Below are 14,983 nucleotides of genomic sequence, written 5' to 3'. Positions count from 1 at the left end.
CTTAAAGCTCCTACGTGAGGCATAGTGTGACAACGGAACGAGCAGGAAGGGTAACGAAAAGCACGCCATTTTCGACTCGATAGTCTGTAAAAGTTTGTGATTTCACTACATCTGGTTCCTCGAAGGTATTGTGTGCATACATCGTTTCGGACGTAATAACCGAACCAGAGATCGTGCCACGCTCAGCACCCTTCATTTCGCATTGAACAACAAGCGGTTCTTCATGATGCAAATTACAGAGGGATACATGCAATTGATTATCCGCATTTAAAGAAGCTGATGCGCTAAGTTGGTTGATTTGCTTGCCATCCATTGTATAGGACGGGCTGTCTGCCTCTACAGCAATGTGGCTAGCATCTTGATGCACTTTGTACATGTCGAAGACATGATAAGTAGGTGTAAGCAGCATGTCAGCACCTTCTGTTAGGATAACAGATTGCAATACATTGACGACCTGAGCAATATTAGCCATACGAACACGATCACTATGTTGATGGAAAAGGTTTAGATTAATACCAGCGACTAATGCGTCGCGGATCGTATTTTGCTGATAGAGGAAGCCAGGATTCGTGCCAGGCTCTACATTGTACCAAGTGCCCCATTCATCCACGATTAAGGCAACTCTTTTGTCAGGATCATATGTATTCATAATGGCAGAATGACGTGTAATAAGTTCATCCATGTAGAGCGTTTTCTCGAGGGTTGCAAACCACTCTTGTTCCGTAAAATCAGTTGCGGAGCCTTTGTCTTTCCAGACACCAGTTGGCAAAGTGTAGTAATGAAGACTAATGCCATCCATGTATTTAGTCGCTTCGCGCATCAAAACTTCGGTCCAATTGTAATCAGCGCTGTTGGCGCCACAGGCGATTTTGAAAATCTTATTATCCCCGTAGTTCCTTACATAGCAAGCGTATCTACGATACAAATCGGCATAGTATTCAGGACGCATGTCCCCGCCGCAGCCCCAATTCTCGTTGCCCACGCCAAAATATGTAAGCTTCCATGGCTTCTCGCGGCCATTTTCTTGGCGCCAGTTCGCCATCGGTGACTCGCCGTCGAAGGTCATATATTCTACCCACTCTGACATTTCCGCTACGGTACCGCTTCCAACGTTGCCGCTAATGTATGGCTCAGCGCCGATCAATTCGCATAAACGTAGAAACTCATGCGTCCCGAAATGGTTATTCTCAACAACACCGCCCCAGTGTGTATTGATCATGCGTTTGCGCTTTTCAGCGGGACCGACGCCATCTTTCCAATGATATTCGTCCGCGAAGCAGCCGCCAGGCCAACGAAGAACTGGAATTTGCAGCTTTTTCAGTGCGTCAAGCACATCGTTCCGCATGCCTTCAGTGTTAGGGATCGGAGAGTCGAGGCCAACCCAGATGCCCTCATAGATACAACGTCCCAGATGCTCAGAGAAATGACCATAAATATTACGGTTAATCGTGTGTTGAGGTGAATCCGAATGAATAGTCAGCTTAGCCATGAAAGGTATCTACTCCTTATTAATTCATATTGGAAACCGACTCCCGACTGATCAGAGCAGCCGAAAGAATGATTTGTTCCTTAGCGATAGATGCTTGCGCGTGGTGCCGATGGATCGCGGAAAGCAGTTCCTCGACGAGATGCTTGGCATCCAAGCTAAACGTCGTCAGTCTTGGTGATATTTGCGAAGCAAGGGGAATATCATCACAGCCAATGATGGAAACATCATCCGGAACGGAGCGGCCATTCTCTCGAAGGCCTTGTATGCAACCGGCAGCCATCCAATCATTCACGGCGAAAATGGCATTCGGGAGCTCGGCTGTAAGCAGAAGATCCGCTGCTCGGCGTCCGCCTTCCCAGTTCATTTTCTCCGTAATGACGTGGACTTTCGCATCTTGCTGTTGACAATAAGCGAGAAAGCCTTGCTTACGCAGCCGGGAAGAATCGTACTTGTCTGGCCCAGCTAACAGGGTGAAAGTCCGATGCCCTGCGTCGTATAAACTTTTGGCTGCTTTGCTGCCGATTCGATAATCATCGAAATAAATTTGGATGATATCCTCACGGTGGGCGTAGCGCTGAATGGAGAACAACTGTCCAGACACCATGTTGAGACGGTCGAGCTGCACGTCATCCATTTGTCCGATTAGAATGAGCGGGCTTGGAAGTGAAGCTTCACGTGGCTGGTCGGGGTGCACCATAGATATTTTGATTGCTTGCTTCGCAGCTAAATTCGTGATTTCCACAAGGAAGTTCGTGTAGTAGGGGTCATTCCCTTTGATATCTGGTGAACACATGACGTATAGCGTGTCTAAGAGAACAGCTGGAACGATATAGGTACCTTTACCTTGTAATTGAACGAGCAAGCCTTCTTGAACTAAGGTTTTGATAGCTGACCGAACACTTACCCGACTAGCTTCGAAATTCTCAGCCAAATCTCGCTCAGAGGGGATCTTGACGAGCTGATCCTTTTGCAAGGACTGAACTTGAACACGAAGTTGTTCGACGAGTCTTTCTTTAATAAGTGGAGATTTCTCCATTGTGACCAAACCACCATTCTGGGTAATACCATTATAAAACTATATAATACCAATAAGATACCACTTAGAGTTGGGGGAGTCTATATTTTTTTCTTAGATTGATTCTTCTATCATCAAATATCAAGGCAAAGAAACCTTTTAGTATCAAAAAAGTGTTACTATTTGTTTGCTCTTAAGTTTGGTTTTGATCGTGGGTACAGCATACGCGGAATCAGCAATAAGCAAGATTAAACTTCTTACCTATATTGGACATGTTCCGATTTTCTCTAAACAAAGTGGAACCTCAAACAGCTTAAATCTTGAATTAGAGCAAGAAAAGAAATCAGCTTTGGATAAGGTTTTTAATGAAAGTAAGGTTGGTCGGGAAGTAGTTGCGGGGATCTCTCCAGTTCCATTAATACTGCCGACTTTGCCAGACGGCTATGAGTTAAAAGATGAATTTGGGATTCCGGGGAGAATATCGCAACAAATCAGGGAGGGGAAACTTGAAAATACCTTTCTTCAGAAGGATGGCACCTTCTCTTACATAGCCTCTTTTTCAAAGGCTAACAATGATCCTATTGTGATCCAATATAGCTATTATTCAAAGTTCCAAGATATTGGTTCAATGGAGTTGAGATTCGAGACGGATAAGGTTGAACTAGAGGGTTACCCAGTAACGCAAACAGAAACGAGTTCTATAGTGTGGATTGATCTTATAGATGGGGCTTTGCTTACAATAAATATTTCAGGACCTCAAACTTATAGCACAAGAGAGAGAAATGATGGTTTAAAAGAAGTTATAAAGAAGTTAAATCTGAAATAATAATGTGTAAACGGCCTTTCAACATATAAAAATCGATATCATAATTACAAATAGGCTGCCTGCCAGCATGATCGTTGCCTATTGACGTAAAGAAAACGATAGCGGAACAGCGGATGCCGATGCATCCGTTTTTTGTTCGCTAAGCTAACGGGCAGATTAGCGCGGAGATTGACAAGTGTTTGAAGTGAATCCATATGGTAAAATAAAGGAGAACAGAATGGGATAAAACAATAAATATATTTGGGGTGGGAAAGTGATAACGGCATTAATTGGAAGTGTTAGTTTTTTTGCAGTTGCTATATTTTACATATTGTTAGCTATGGGTTTACCTTACGGAGATTTTGCAATGGGCGGTAAGTATAAAATAATGCCAAAACAAATGAGAGTTGCATGTGCAATATCGGTATTCATTCAGCTGATTGCAATCATTTTTATACTACAAGCAGGAAATGTAATCTCAATAGATGCTTTAAACACCATTGCAAAAGGAGTATGTTACTTTTTTGCATTTTATTTAATAGTAAATACCATTATGAATGTTTTGTCCAAAAGTAAAAAGGAAAAGCTCGTTATGACACCATTATCTTTTCTCACAGCGATTTGTTTCCTAATCACTGCTATGAATGGTTAGATAACTTATTGTTAAACAAGGTAACTATAGTTCAACCAGAACAAGGAGCAGGCCGTCGGGGTGCTGCTCCCTGTTACATTGAATTAAATTAAGACTGAACGATACGAATTCGAAGGTTAGGCACAGTGTTTTAATATAGAGTTGGAATCGGAGAACAATTGAAGGAAACAATATCTCTTAATGCAATCGAATATTGATTCCATCTTCCGCCGAAAAACCTAAAGCCATAGGCTCTTGATTCCCCGACAGTCGTCAAAAAAAACCAGAAATTGTCTCCGTTTCTAAGCCACATATAAGTGAAACGATATAAACAATGTTGAAGACCAAATGGACTCGGGGCATAGGGAGGCAATTGTTGCATATATCCCATTATTCGAGGTTCACTCCTTGTTAAAATTAGATTTATAACCAGTTTATGCCCAGAGTCAAAGATTGGGTTGGATGTATGCCTAGGAGCAGGGCGTGTAAAAAAAGGTATTTAATGCAAAGGACGGTTACAAACTAACGGAGTACGATAGCTTCACAAGACACAACGGCAGCTGGCACACGATCGGCTGCCGTTGTTCATTGAAGTAACGGGCAGTTATGCAAGCAACAGCACATAACCCTGCACCACGTATCCTAAGTGTATGTAGAGGGCATTATATGAGCATGTTTCGTGTATGGGGTGAATGATAATGATTGGAATATATGCAGCCCTTGTTATGTTCATCATAATCGGTACTATCGGGTATTTGATGTATAGGGAGATCAAGTATATTAATCGTGAAAATGTATCCGGCTTAGCCTTCAATCAGATCAAGGCTGCAAAGCAAGTGGAAGAGGTAGCCAAGGACGTAGGCGAAAGCCTTGAAGAGCTTAGAAAGATCCATGCTGATATGGTCCAAAGGCAAGATGAAGAGAAAGTAAAGACGAAGGAACAAAACAGTCATTAAGCTCCCTCGGTATAATCTGATTTCCTCACACAAGCTCGTCTATTCGCAGGATTTCATCCTTTAGGTTTCGATGATGAATGAAAGATAGCGAGATATATTCGGATGTGTCGTTAGAAAGGCATGCGGGAACAGAGGTGGAGTTGAATCACCCAGTTCATTCCAGTTGCTGCACGTATTCTCCACGGTGCCCTTAGCGATTTTCACTCCCATGTCTCAACGGGTCAAGCGCCCTATCATTCCTTCGTCACATCTATCTAAGGGGTGGAGGTCGGTTTTTCTAACGGAACGGGTCGGAGCCCTTTTGCGTAATGTATCCCGATACTCCGTGCTTTCTTTGTCATCCTGAGGAGTGGAAACGGACAGGGGAGTAGTAGCCGTTTTTCACCATGTCGGCAATTACTAAAGCATCTTTTTTGTCGCTTTTAGAACGTGTATTGTCGCGGTTTTCTTTATTCTTTTTAACTAGGTGAGGATTAACAAGTATGGCTTCAATTTCTTTGTTTATAAGCCAACCGGCAAGGCTGAGCCAGTAATGACCAGTGGGTTCCATACCAACGATAATTTGGGATAATTTATATGAAACTAACAAGTCCATATCCTCAAAAATTTATGAACAACAAAAACGGAGCGCTGCGGTTTGTGGACTCCGTTTTCTAATATCTTATTCTCTTAACTTCTTTGATCTTTTAATCTCCTTTCAGATGAAGTAGTCTACTAGAGTTCATCTTTTCATAAATTTAGACCTGAATCTAAATATCATCACTCAAGTTGTATTGTACATAATGTATGAGCTAGTTTAAAATTGTAGCTATGTCTGCTAAACCATAATAAATATGGGGGATCACAAACCATGCTCATCAAAAATTTCCGAAGTATACCCATCGTCAGGAAGCTTGTGCTGCTGATTATCATGTTAATGTGTGTTCCATTTTTTCTGTTTGGCTACTTCTGGTACACCATTTCAGCCAAAACGGCCGAGCAGAACGCCATTGCTTTCAGCGATCAGCTGCTTCGTCAAACAAGCGAGCATTTGAACTCTTATTTCCACGATCTGGAACGCACGACTTATCCGCTGCTTACGCATCCGCTGATCCAGCAATTCCTTAAAATACCCGCCCAGGATACGTTTGAGCAATTTATGTACACTAAGCGGATTAAAGAAGAGCTGGTTCACAATATTATTTTTGGCCGAGAGGATATCTACAACTTCACCGTTTTGTCCAAAGAAGCTGTGGATCTATCCAGTACAGGAGGACCTGAACTGAGAAAAAGAAACCTTCGCCTCCTCGACACGCTCGTTCCTTCGCAAAATTATAACGTAATCGGTGTTGATAAGGTGGATGCAACACCTGTTCTGACAATTTTGCGTGTATTTTTGGATACGCTTTCATATAGAAATACAGGTATCATGCTGATCGATCTTAACTTGAACGAAATCGATAACATTTGCGGTAGGAACCGGCTGGGGGACACTGGATTTTTATGGGCGGTCGACCGCAACGGCCATATCGTATGCCATCCCGATAAAACAAAGTGGGGACAGCAAGCAACGGAAGAAGAGCTGAAGCTTTTTCAGAGCACGAAGGGCTCCTTCAAAAAAGGGGAAGGTGGCAGTACCCTAGTTACTTATCAACGCTCGGATAAATCCGGTCTTGTGTTAATTTCCGAGGTGCCGCTTCAAGAAATGAACCGAGGTTTGAATGCGTTACGAAATGCCACCATTGTAATTGGGATTGTTCTTGCAGCTTTAATCTTCACTTCACTCGGGATGTTTGCTTATTCGCTGACACGCTCCCTGCGCAATCTTCAGAGGCTCATGAAAAGGGCGGAAATCGGAGATTTATCCGTGTCTGCTCCAGAGCAGCCTTTTAACAGCGAGTTAGACAGTGTTAACCGGAGCTTTAACAAAATGGTGAGTGAAATCAGGCGATTGATTGAGGATGTGCACAGAGCTGAGTTAATGCAAAAAGATATGCAAATTCGCCAGCGGGAAAGTGTGCTGCAAGCGATGCAAAGCCAGATCAATCCACATTTTTTATATAACACGCTGGAAATTATTAATTCCTATGCCATTGTGCAAAATATTGTGCCAATCAGCCGTATGGCGACTGCTTTGGCCGCTTTTTTCCGCTACAGCGTGAATAATAGGAAGCCGGTTGTGTCGCTTAGGGAAGAATTGGACCATATGCGTACATATATGTTGATTCAGCAAGAGCGTTACCGCAGGCTCGATATTGACATCGATCTCGATGAGGAAGAAACGGAGCAGGTTTCGATTATTCGCCTCACGCTTCAACCGCTGGTCGAGAATGTGTTTGTTCACGGTTATGAGCGTCACAGGCTTCGTCCTTCCTATATTGGCATCGTAGGTAAGAAGAATGCTGATTACTACTCGTTGAAGGTGCTTGACAAAGGACACGGTATGGACGAGAGTTTGATGGCGCAGTATAACCGGGCTTTTCAAGGTTCTATCAACAGCATCAACGATACTTCGGATTTGTCGCCGTTCCAGCGAATTGGCATGTGGAACGTTCATGCAAGGCTTGCCATGCATTTTGGCGAAACTTACGGCTTACGAATCGAGAGGTCTGATGATCATGGCACCGTTATTGAAATCAGACTTCCTATCTTTCTAAAACATGTCGAGGCTGGCAATTCAGAAAAGGAGAATGAAGCCCATGTACAAAGTCATACTGGTTGATGATGAATATATGATCAAACTAAGTTTGAACAAACTGATCCAAGATCTAGACAATAAGTTTCAAGTTATCGGTGAAGCGGAGGATGGTGAGGAGGCTTTACAGCTCATCGAGCAATTGAAGCCTAATTTGGTCGTTACGGACATTCGAATGCCAGGCTTGAACGGACTCGAGCTTGTAGAACAGGCGAAAAGTAAATATCCCGAGACCGAGTTTATTATCGTCTCAGGTTACGAAGAGTTCGACTATGCCAGGAGAGCGCTCCGTCTAGGCGTTAGTGAGTATTTGCTAAAACCGTTAGTGCCTGAACAGGTACATCAAGTGCTTGGAGCGATATACGAGAAATTTGAGAACCGCACTCGATTGAGACGGTTACGGCAATCCTGGATCAATGTCTGCAGCACGGAGGCGAAACAGTTGGTCGGGCACATCGAGCTCCTTAATCAGAGCAGGGTAGATGAAAGCTTGATGACCCTACAAACAAAATGGCTTGTGCTTGAGCGGGATCTTGGCATGGAGCCATTATATGCAGATTTTATAGCCTTTCTCGTCGAGGAGCTTAGGGTTCCTCATGAAGAAACAGATGATGCTCGTGAAACACCGGATAATGTGGAACAAGCTGTCGGACAGCTGCGCATTTTTATACAGGAAATCATGGGAAAACGACGTGAAGCGCGTAATTGGGGTGTGCGCCAGCAAATTTCGAAAGCGGAGCAATATATCTGCAGCCATTTTGCAAATGAAGAATTATCGCTCCAGCAGGTCGCCGAGCATGTAGGGATGTCGCCGGCTTACCTGAGCACATTGTTTAAAGAGAACTTGGGAACTAGCTTTATCCAATTCATAACGAAGCTAAGAATGGAGCAGACGTGCAGGCTTTTGGCGGATCCAACGGTAAAAACATATGAGGTGGCCTATGCGGTTGGATACAGCGACTATCCCTATTTTAATAAAGCGTTTAAGAAACATTATGGCGTTTCTCCTACCGAATATCGTAAAAACATGGGACTTCAATAAAAACGGTTTAAAAGAAAAGACAATATTTTAATAGAAAAAACATGTGATTCAAATCAGGAAGCGCTTACAATCAAATTAAAAGAAACGGAGGGAGACAGCATGAAGACGATTGAGGCACAAGAGGTTCAAACGGTTAGTTTATCCATAAAATCGAAATCAAACCAGACATCCTTCTGGAGATATTACAGAAAAAATTGGCAAATTTATTCGATGATCGCCCCGGGCATCCTGTTTTTCTTCTTGTTCAAATATGTGCCACTCGCCGGCAGTATCATTGCGTTTCAGGATTATAACGTCTTTGGTGGATTTTTAGGAAGTCCGTTTGTAGGCTTTAAACATTTTGCCAATTTGTTCTCCTATCCTGAGTTTTATCAGGTCATGTCGAACACGCTGCTTATAAGCCTTTATCAACTCGCGTTTGGTTTTCCAGCCCCAATCTTGCTTGCACTCCTGCTGAATGAAGTTAGAAAGGTCATCTTCAAACGAACGATTCAGACCATTATCTACATGCCGCATTTTTTGTCCTGGGTTATTGTTGGCGGGTTAGTAATCAACTTCTTATCGCCGTCATCCGGCATACTGAATCAACTGCTGAAATCACTAGGGCTAGAACCCATATTCTTCATGCAGGAGCCAAACTTTTTCCGCAGCATTGTGGTTTCCTCCGGGGTTTGGAAGGAAGTTGGCTGGGGCACGATTATTTATTTGGCGGCGCTAACTGGCATTAATCCGGAGCTATATGAAGCTGCTGAAGTGGATGGTGCAGGGCGGTTGAAACAAGTGTTCAGCATTACGATTCCAAGCTTGCTGCCAACCATTATAATTTTGCTATTGCTGCGAATCGGCCACATCCTTGACCTTGGTTTTGAGCAGGTCTACATCCTTCTGAACCCGCTTGTGGTGGAGACCGGTGAAATTTTGGACACTTACATTTATCGCATCGGTTTGCTTGGAGCACAGTACAGCTATACGACGGCCATTGGTATTTTCAAATCAGTCATAGGACTCATTCTAGTCATGGGCGCTAATTACTTAAGCCGAAAATCAACCGGAAATTCAATTTACTAAAGGGGGAGGTTCCTCATGATTCGTATGAGTCCCGCAAGGCGCGGATTTACTATCGCTAACTACGTCATCCTTACAATAACCGGCCTAGCCATGATCCTGCCTTTTATTTATATCTTTGCCGGCTCTTTCAGCAGCGGTCATGCCATTTCAGCTGGTAAAGTGCTTCTCTGGCCTGTGGATTGGACGCTTGAAAATTATAAAGCGGTAATGAACAATAAGGCGCTATGGCGAGCGTTCGGGGTCACGTTATTTTTAACAACGTTCGGAACGTTCATTAACTTATTTTTCACCAGCTTGATGGCATACGGTCTGGCTCGCCATGATTTACGCGGTCGTAAGTTCATCCTGTTGTTCATCGTGTTTTCAATGATTTTCCAAGTACCAATTATCCCGCTTTATTTGCTCATAAAATCTCTCGGGATGCTGAATTCATTATGGGCCCTCATCATTCCTGGGACGATCAGCGCATTCAATTTGATTATCATGATCTCCTTTTTCCAGAACATCCCTGAAAGCTTGACGGAAGCGGCAAAGATCGATGGGGCGGACGAATACCGGACACTATGGAAAATCGTACTCCCATTATCGCTTCCTTCCCTCAGCACGATTGGCCTATTTTACGCAGTCGGACATTGGAACGGGTACTTCAGTGCGCTGATGTTCCTCCGGAATCCGATGCTCTACCCTTTGCAAGTGAAGCTGCGCGCCTTGATTGTCGAGAGCGACGCGGAGTCCTCGATGCAGGCAGCCTCGTTGTCGCTGCAGTCACTTGAAGGCATTAAGATGGCTGCGATCATCGTTGCAACAATTCCGGTAATACTTATCTATCCATTTATTCAGAAGCATTTCATTAAAGGGGCTATGCTTGGTTCACTGAAGGGGTAGATGTTGTTTATAATATGAGATTAAGAAAGTGAGGGATTGAGATGGTTTCAAAAAAGGTAATTGGTATGACGCTGACAGCAAGCTTGCTTGCAAGCGTTGCAGTTGGCTGTTCTCAAACCACGTCAAACAATGGGGGAACTAGCTCGCAGACTCCAACCAGCAATGGCGGAACCAGTTCGCAGGCTCCGGCAGTAAAAACAAAGCTAAGAGTGGCTGTAGGGACAGAAGGACTGCAGTATGTGGAGGGCTCCCAAAATATTAACGAAGATCCTTATGTAAAAAAACTAAGAGAACTTTCGAACTTTGACGTCCAAATGGAACTCATTCCTCACAAGGATTTTAACCAAAAGCTTACGCTCATTTTCGCTGGAGGAGATCTTCCTCAGCTGCTTCAAACACGCGGTATTAATATGCCGGAAACCGCACCGGCTGTAGACAATGGGGCTCTGTATGATCTGAACGATCTTCTCGATAAATACGGACCGAACTTGAAAAAGAATATTCCCAAGGAAGCCTGGGATTATGGCGGTGTAAGCAAGAATGGGAAGATTTACGGTATACCGACGCTGAATCCGACTCCGAACGATGTTATTAACTTTGTGCGTAAGGACTGGCTGGATAAGCTCAACCTATCGACGCCTAAAACAGTTGACGAGTATATCAACATGCTGCGAGCTTTCCGTGACAAAGACCCGAACGGAAACGGCAAGCAGGATGAAATTCCGTACTCTGGCCGTGAGAAGCTAGCTTGGACAGAAATGTTCTTCGGCGCTTATGGCGTCGTACCTGCGGATTGGACGCTCGAAAATGGTCAGTTGGTGCCTAATATTGTTCGTGCCCCAATGAAAGATGCATTGAAGGTCTACCGCACACTATACAGCGAGAAGCTGTTGGACAACGAGGTTTTCGTGCAGCAGCCGAAAGATTGGGATGCCAAAATTAAAGCTCAAGGCATTGTAGGCTTATGGCACCACGTTCCAAGACTCGCTGATAAGTGGGCGAGTGAAGTTATGGCAGGCACGCCGACAGCGAAGCTGGACATTATTCCTGCCCCAACAGGGCCGGATGGTAAAGGTGGGTTAACGATCAAGTCGGTCGTCGGGCAAAACGTATGGGTCATCCCAAAATCGAATAAAAAGCCAGAGGATGCCATTAAATTCCTAGATTGGTTCTACTCCGATGCGGCACAAAAATTCATGCTATATGGTATCGAAGGTGTGGATCATACAGTGAATGGCAGTCAAATCAAATACAATTTCCCAGCGAAACCAGAGGATATTTACCGTGAGGAAATGCATCTGACCTGGTTGCGCTTTGTAAGCCCTTCACATGTTCTCAATAAAGAATTCATGAAGGAACGTCCGAATGGCGAGATGGTCAGCAAAGGCATTGAGGTCGCGTCTAAGGAAGGCAGAAAGAACGACGCGCTCGGCATGCCAGTAATGCCAACGCTTCAAGCACGGCCGGAGCTAGGTAGAGACGGTTTATGGCTGGAATTTGCTGCCAAGGTGATTACTGGCAAGGAATCTGTAGATAACTTTGATAAATTTGTTGAAGACTGGAAGAAGCGCGGTGGCGATCAGTTGATTAAGGAAGCAACGCAATGGTACAACTCCAACAAGAAGTAGATGAAGGGTGAGGAAGGACCCTCCGGTTACGGAGGGTTCTTTTTTTAGAACCAACAACGTGAAGGAGAGGGAATTAAAATGAAGCAGTTGGCAGGGACGCATGATTTAATTAGCCTTGATGAGTGGGGACCGTATACAAAATCATACATGGGCATTTCGCATGTAGCCGATTCGTCGAAAGGGATACGATTCGATTTAAGTATCATTCCTGGCTTTTACAGGAGAAAAATTGATATCCCGAACGTTATGTGGGAAAGTGGTTACCATCCTTGGGAAGCGGCGACCGATTTGTCCTATTACAGCCATCGACATGAGCTGGAGTGGAAGGATCAGGTGTACTGTGATATCTCCTTTACCAAAATAGACGAACATACTCGGTTAATGTGCTGCGAAGCGGTCAATCAGACAGATAGCGAGCAGAACCTCGTGCTGCATCTGATGGGCTCTCTCCACATGCCGCAAGTGAAGCCGCACGGGGATCGACTTGAATTGAGTAAATCTCTATCTGCCCCGGGTGCAATTTGGGTGGATGGACTGGACTATTCGGACCTTTGCTTCGCTATTCCAAGGCATGACGATGGACTGATTTATGACGCGTTGCTCCGTGGAGAGATTCGCGGGCAAGGTTTCGTTGGCGGATCGGGTGTCGGTCGCGGTTTCGGTAAAGACACAGGTGACCGTATTGAATTCCGCTTCACGATGCCTTCCGAAGATTGTGAGAGCGTATTGAAGCTGCGCTATCGGATGGCAGAAGGCAGCCGTAGTTGTTGGAGACTGGAAGGAGCCGTAGAGGCTTTGTTAGCACTTGCTGGGACGGGCGATTTTGCTTATGTAGAGCTCGCTCTTGGCCGTATTTCTGAAGAAGCTGTGTTCGTGTTCATCTCAGAGGGTGGCGCAGAGGTCGAATTAGACGGATTCTTCATCGGGGAAGCGGAAGCAGTTGGCAGATCCGAGGTCATACCCGAGGCATGGAGCTCGGTTCCGAGTATCTCAGAGGGACCTGTAGATAAAAGTATTTTGCTGCACTATGAAGACATTGACCATGCATACGGTATTCGCTGGTTTTCGGATGACTACGAAGTAAGGGAGATTTACGCCGGCGAATTGGACCGCTATATGCGATATATCGTTCATCATCATGTTCACAAGGTGTTTCACGGACCGGGTGAAGGACATTTCACAAACGTCTTTCTTCGTCCGATTCTAGTGCCTGCCGGAGAACGGGTAAAGCTTTACGCAGTTGTCGCAAGCGGACAAGAGTCTGAACTTAACAGACTGCTGGAAGGCGAAAAAATGAATGTTGCTGCCTTGGAGGAGCTGAGGTCAAAAGCTCATGCTAAAGCCTTCGCGCCTCAAGTGACGGCGGCCGGAGAACCCTATTTGTTCGGCCAACAGTTAATGGCGGCCACAATGCTTACGAATATTGTCTACCCTGTTTATATGAAAAAATCGTACATCAAACACCATACACCAGGCCGATGGTGGGATTGCCTGTATACTTGGGATTCTGGTTTTGTCGGTATCGGACTCGCCGAACTCGACCTGGAGAGGGCGATTGAATGCTTAAACACTTATGTGACCGAGCCCGGCGATTCGCAAGCGGCGTTCGTGCATCATGGCAGTCCCGTGCCAGTTCAGCATTATCTTTTCCATGAGCTATGGAATAAGACGCAAAACAGGGATTGGCTTACCCACTTTTATCCAAGGCTGAAGCAGTATTACAAATTTTTAAGCGGCTTCGCAGAGAGCAGTATGACACGCAAGTTATCCTCCAATCTGATCACGACTTGGGACTACTTCTATAACTCGGGAGGATGGGATGACTATCCGCCACAGGTTCATGTTCACCAGGAAGGAATTGCCGCCATCACTGCCCCAGTATCCAATACGGCGCATTGCATTCGCATCGCCAAAATGTTATGTGTGATGGCCGAGGAGCTTGGCGAGGCAAAGTCAGAAGTCGAACAATATCTCGAAGAGATCGGCATGTTCGAAAAAGCGATTCAGCAGCACGCGTGGGATGCGCAATCAGGTTACTTCGGCTATGTGCTGCATGATGCAGACGGCTCCCCGCTGAGCATTCTAAGGCACGAATCGGGTGAGAATTTTAACTGCGGTCTCGATGGCGCTTATCCGCTTGTAGCAGGTATTGCTACACGGGAGCAAGAAGCTTTGCTCGTCGAGCGTCTATTTGCTCATGAGCGGATGTGGACGGAGATCGGCCTGTCCACGGTAGATCGTTCGGCTGCCTATTACCGTGCAGATGGCTATTGGAACGGTGCCGTATGGATGCCGCATCAATGGTTTTATTGGAAAACGATGCTTGACCTGGGTTATCCCGAACACGCGCGTAAAATCGCGATGACTGGTTTGGAATGCTGGCGCAAAGAAACGGGGCGGACCTATAACTGCTACGAGCATTTTATCGTATCGACCGGGCGCGGAGCAGGATGGCATCATTTTGGCGGACTGTCGAGTCCGGTATTAGCGTGGTTCCACGCTTATTACAAGCCAGGAACGGTAACCGTTGGCTTTGATTCCTGGCTGACAAGATCAGCTTTTAGCGAACCATTTACAAATTGTGAAATCGAGTTACGGAATGGGCGGAAAATGGGAGAAAACCAGCGTCATTGCATCATCGTTGCGATGAATCCTTCTTTCCAATACGCGGCAATATGGAACGGTCATTTGACTGAAGCCGGTGAAGTCACGCCAGGTGTATATGAAGTGCTGGTTCCTGCTGGCGAAAATGGCAGCTTACTAATGAAACCCATCTAGGACAGAAGGAGA

General features: G+C 45.1%; 11 protein-coding genes and 1 pseudogene. 9 read left to right on the top strand and 3 right to left on the bottom strand.

The features are described from left to right. Positions 1-10: 10 nt before the first annotated feature. A complete protein-coding gene (locus AC58QC_RS03905; protein WP_497413879.1) occupies positions 11-1,489 on the bottom strand; it encodes an alpha-N-arabinofuranosidase in 1,479 nt (492 codons plus the stop codon). A gap of 19 nt (positions 1,490-1,508) precedes the next feature. Then, positions 1,509-2,525 carry a GntR family transcriptional regulator gene (locus tag AC58QC_RS03900; protein ID WP_497413878.1) on the bottom strand — a complete coding sequence of 339 codons (1,017 nt, stop codon included), beginning with the start codon at positions 2,523-2,525 and terminating at the stop codon, positions 1,509-1,511. Positions 2,526-2,715: 190 nt separating this feature from the next. Here AC58QC_RS03900 and AC58QC_RS03895 point away from each other — a divergent pair, with 190 nt between their 5' ends. The 3 genes from AC58QC_RS03895 to AC58QC_RS03885 all read left to right on the top strand — a co-directional run bounded on the left by AC58QC_RS03895 (position 2,716) and on the right by AC58QC_RS03885 (position 4,896). After that, a complete protein-coding gene (locus AC58QC_RS03895) occupies positions 2,716-3,330 on the top strand; it encodes a hypothetical protein (protein ID WP_497413877.1) in 615 nt (204 codons plus the stop codon). Positions 3,331-3,583: 253 nt separating this feature from the next. After that, positions 3,584-3,961, top strand: a complete 378-nt coding sequence (locus tag AC58QC_RS03890) for a hypothetical protein (RefSeq protein WP_173193468.1) — start codon at positions 3,584-3,586, stop codon at positions 3,959-3,961. 677 nt (positions 3,962-4,638) lie between these two features. Continuing rightward, positions 4,639-4,896: a hypothetical protein gene (locus AC58QC_RS03885; protein ID WP_497413876.1), complete on the top strand. Its 258-nt coding sequence runs from the start codon at positions 4,639-4,641 to the stop codon at positions 4,894-4,896. A 355-nt stretch (positions 4,897-5,251) separates the two neighbouring features. Here AC58QC_RS03885 and AC58QC_RS03880 read toward each other — a convergent pair. Next, a pseudogene (locus tag AC58QC_RS03880) lies at positions 5,252-5,467 on the bottom strand (IS110 family transposase); the annotation flags it as partial. 279 nt (positions 5,468-5,746) lie between these two features. Between AC58QC_RS03880 and AC58QC_RS03875 the strand changes: the two are divergent. From AC58QC_RS03875 to AC58QC_RS03850, 6 genes are all read left to right on the top strand, one after another. Further along, positions 5,747-7,597, top strand: coding sequence for a cache domain-containing sensor histidine kinase (locus tag AC58QC_RS03875; RefSeq protein WP_497413875.1), 1,851 nt, complete (start codon positions 5,747-5,749; stop codon positions 7,595-7,597). Continuing rightward, positions 7,575-8,612 carry a response regulator transcription factor gene (locus AC58QC_RS03870; RefSeq protein WP_497413874.1) on the top strand — a complete coding sequence of 346 codons (1,038 nt, stop codon included), beginning with the start codon at positions 7,575-7,577 and terminating at the stop codon, positions 8,610-8,612. Before AC58QC_RS03875 ends, AC58QC_RS03870 begins: the two co-directional genes overlap by 23 nt. 99 nt (positions 8,613-8,711) lie before the next feature. Beyond that, complete coding sequence (locus AC58QC_RS03865) at positions 8,712-9,680, top strand: ABC transporter permease (protein ID WP_497413873.1); 969 nt, start codon at positions 8,712-8,714, stop codon at positions 9,678-9,680. A 15-nt stretch (positions 9,681-9,695) separates the two neighbouring features. Then, positions 9,696-10,565 carry a carbohydrate ABC transporter permease gene (locus AC58QC_RS03860; protein WP_497413872.1) on the top strand — a complete coding sequence of 290 codons (870 nt, stop codon included), beginning with the start codon at positions 9,696-9,698 and terminating at the stop codon, positions 10,563-10,565. 41 nt (positions 10,566-10,606) lie between these two features. Further along, entirely contained in the window at positions 10,607-12,193 is a 1,587-nt protein-coding gene (locus AC58QC_RS03855; protein WP_497413871.1) for an extracellular solute-binding protein, read from the top strand. A gap of 78 nt (positions 12,194-12,271) precedes the next feature. Further along, complete coding sequence (locus tag AC58QC_RS03850) at positions 12,272-14,971, top strand: MGH1-like glycoside hydrolase domain-containing protein (RefSeq protein ID WP_497413870.1); 2,700 nt, start codon at positions 12,272-12,274, stop codon at positions 14,969-14,971. The last annotated feature ends 12 nt before the right edge of the window (positions 14,972-14,983 follow it).

It is taken from the genome of Paenibacillus sp. J22P51 (assembly GCF_059692215.1).
This window is presented reverse-complemented; position numbering and strand designations above follow the sequence as displayed.

Coding starts and splice junctions, on each gene's coding strand:
- AC58QC_RS03855 (WP_497413871.1), top strand. CDS start 10,607: ATGGTTTCAAAAAAGGTAATTGGTATGACGCTGACAGCAAGCTTGCTT.
- AC58QC_RS03860 (WP_497413872.1), top strand. CDS start 9,696: ATGATTCGTATGAGTCCCGCAAGGCGCGGATTTACTATCGCTAACTAC.
- AC58QC_RS03900 (WP_497413878.1), bottom strand. CDS start 2,525: ATGGAGAAATCTCCACTTATTAAAGAAAGACTCGTCGAACAACTTCGT.
- AC58QC_RS03870 (WP_497413874.1), top strand. CDS start 7,575: ATGTACAAAGTCATACTGGTTGATGATGAATATATGATCAAACTAAGT.
- AC58QC_RS03865 (WP_497413873.1), top strand. CDS start 8,712: ATGAAGACGATTGAGGCACAAGAGGTTCAAACGGTTAGTTTATCCATA.
- AC58QC_RS03885 (WP_497413876.1), top strand. CDS start 4,639: ATGATTGGAATATATGCAGCCCTTGTTATGTTCATCATAATCGGTACT.
- AC58QC_RS03875 (WP_497413875.1), top strand. CDS start 5,747: ATGCTCATCAAAAATTTCCGAAGTATACCCATCGTCAGGAAGCTTGTG.
- AC58QC_RS03905 (WP_497413879.1), bottom strand. CDS start 1,489: ATGGCTAAGCTGACTATTCATTCGGATTCACCTCAACACACGATTAAC.
- AC58QC_RS03850 (WP_497413870.1), top strand. CDS start 12,272: ATGAAGCAGTTGGCAGGGACGCATGATTTAATTAGCCTTGATGAGTGG.